Consider the following 1,522-nt stretch of genomic DNA (forward strand, 5'->3'; position numbering starts at 1 on the left):
CGCGCAGCAGTTCGGAGATGGCGCGGCGGGTCCGCCGCAGCGTCAGATCCTGAAGGTACTCACCGATATTGAGCAGCCACAGCACGGTCAGCGCGACGACGTTCTCGCGCAGCACCAGGCTGGCCACGGTCGCCGCCGAGACCAGCGCGTCGGTTCCGGCCCGCCCGGAGCGCAACGAGCGCAGCGCGCCCCGCAGGAAGGGGTAGCCGGTGAAGACGGTGATGCCGGTGGCGAACAGCCGGCCGCTGGGGCCCAGCAGTGGCGGGCGCGCAAAGACGTAGCGGCGCACCCCGAGCAGGGCCAGCGCGGCGCCGCCGATCACCATGCGCAGCACGTCGGCGTTGCGGATCTCCTCCGAATGCGGCGCGCGGGCCGGGATCAGCTCGGCGGCGACGTGCGCCGCCTCGCCGATCGCGGCCAGCACCGAGGACCTGTCACAGCGCCGGGGCGAATACCAGACGACGACCGATCCGGTGCGCGGGTAGGCGTGCACCACCCGCACGCCCGCGCACTTGGCGACGGCCTCTTCGACCGCCACGGCGCGCCGGGTGTCGGCGCGGACCCAGCCGACGGCCACCCGCATGCGCCCGGCCGCATCCGAAATGACCTGCAGCGCAGGGTCTTCGGCTCGCGCCTCGTCTGCGATGTCGGGGACTAGGGCGAGGTCCATGTCGAGGGAATCAGTGCTCGTGGTCGTGGGGGGCGGCGACAGACGGGGTGGGGGCCTCCTCGCCGATGCGTTCGCGGGCCTCGGCCATCACGTCGGCGAGCCGCAGCCGTGCCGACTCGGCGGCCTCCTCGGCCTTGCGGGTGCCGCGCAGCCCGAGTTCGGCGCCCTTGACCGCGGTCTCGTGCAGCGGTGCCTTGGCCACGGCCTTGCGCACCACCTCGTAGGCCGTCACGCCGACCAACCCGGTGACCACCGTGCCTGCCGCCTTCGCCAAGAGCCCGTACACCGCCATTGCCGCAACCCTCCTGTTTCGCCTCAGCGTTTAGCCCATGCTTGCACGACGTTAACATCGAAATATAGCGATATCAATATGTATCGGCCGCGCCCTGGCGGGCGGTGCCGGGCCGCTACAGCACCCGGGTGACCTTTTCGGTCTCGATGCGGCGCTGTTGTGCGGCCGGGTCGGCGTTGGCCACCTGCACCAGCGAGCCGCCGACGGCCAGGATGGCCAGCAGGTGATCCACCAGCTCGGCGGGACCGGACCACGACGCGCCGGACAGCACGCGGTCGCCGGGCGTCAAACCCCTTGCCGCGGCCGAGCTTTGGCAATCGGCCAGCACCTCGTCGACCGATCGCCCGCCCAGCGCCGGACCGGGTCGCGGTTCGGGAACGATCTGATCGCCGTGCACCCGCACCGCGGTGGCGTAGTCCGTCACCCCGATCGGCAGGTCGGGTGCCGGGCGGCCGAACGGGTCCAGCGACAGCACCGCCACCTCACCCCCGGCCACCGCCTCGTCGGCCTCGTCCAGTCGCTGCGCCGTGCAGAGGGCCACGTCGGCCGGGCCGGCCAGC

Annotated in this window: 2 protein-coding genes and 1 pseudogene; all 3 read right to left on the minus strand. The window is 72.4% G+C overall.

Annotated elements, in window-relative coordinates; translation table 11 throughout:
• A pseudogene (gene ctpC, locus A9W96_RS09480) lies at positions 1–670 on the minus strand (manganese-exporting P-type ATPase CtpC); the annotation flags it as partial.
• Between the two features lie 10 nt (positions 671–680).
• Positions 681–962, minus strand: a complete 282-nt coding sequence (locus A9W96_RS09485) for a DUF1490 family protein (protein WP_066868504.1) — start codon at positions 960–962, stop codon at positions 681–683.
• A gap of 115 nt (positions 963–1,077) precedes the next feature.
• Positions 1,078–1,522 (minus strand): TIGR03089 family protein (locus A9W96_RS09490; protein WP_067139249.1); only part of this gene is annotated, 445 nt, incomplete at its 5' end.

This window comes from Mycobacterium sp. 1245852.3 (assembly GCF_001669335.1).
Classification (GTDB): Bacteria; Actinomycetota; Actinomycetes; order Mycobacteriales; family Mycobacteriaceae; genus Mycobacterium; species Mycobacterium europaeum_A.

What these genes read in the sequence shown, in the direction of transcription:
- A9W96_RS09485 (WP_066868504.1), bottom strand. Translation starts at nt 962, where the DNA reads ATGGCGGTGTACGGGCTCTTGGCGAAGGCGGCAGGCACGGTGGTCACC.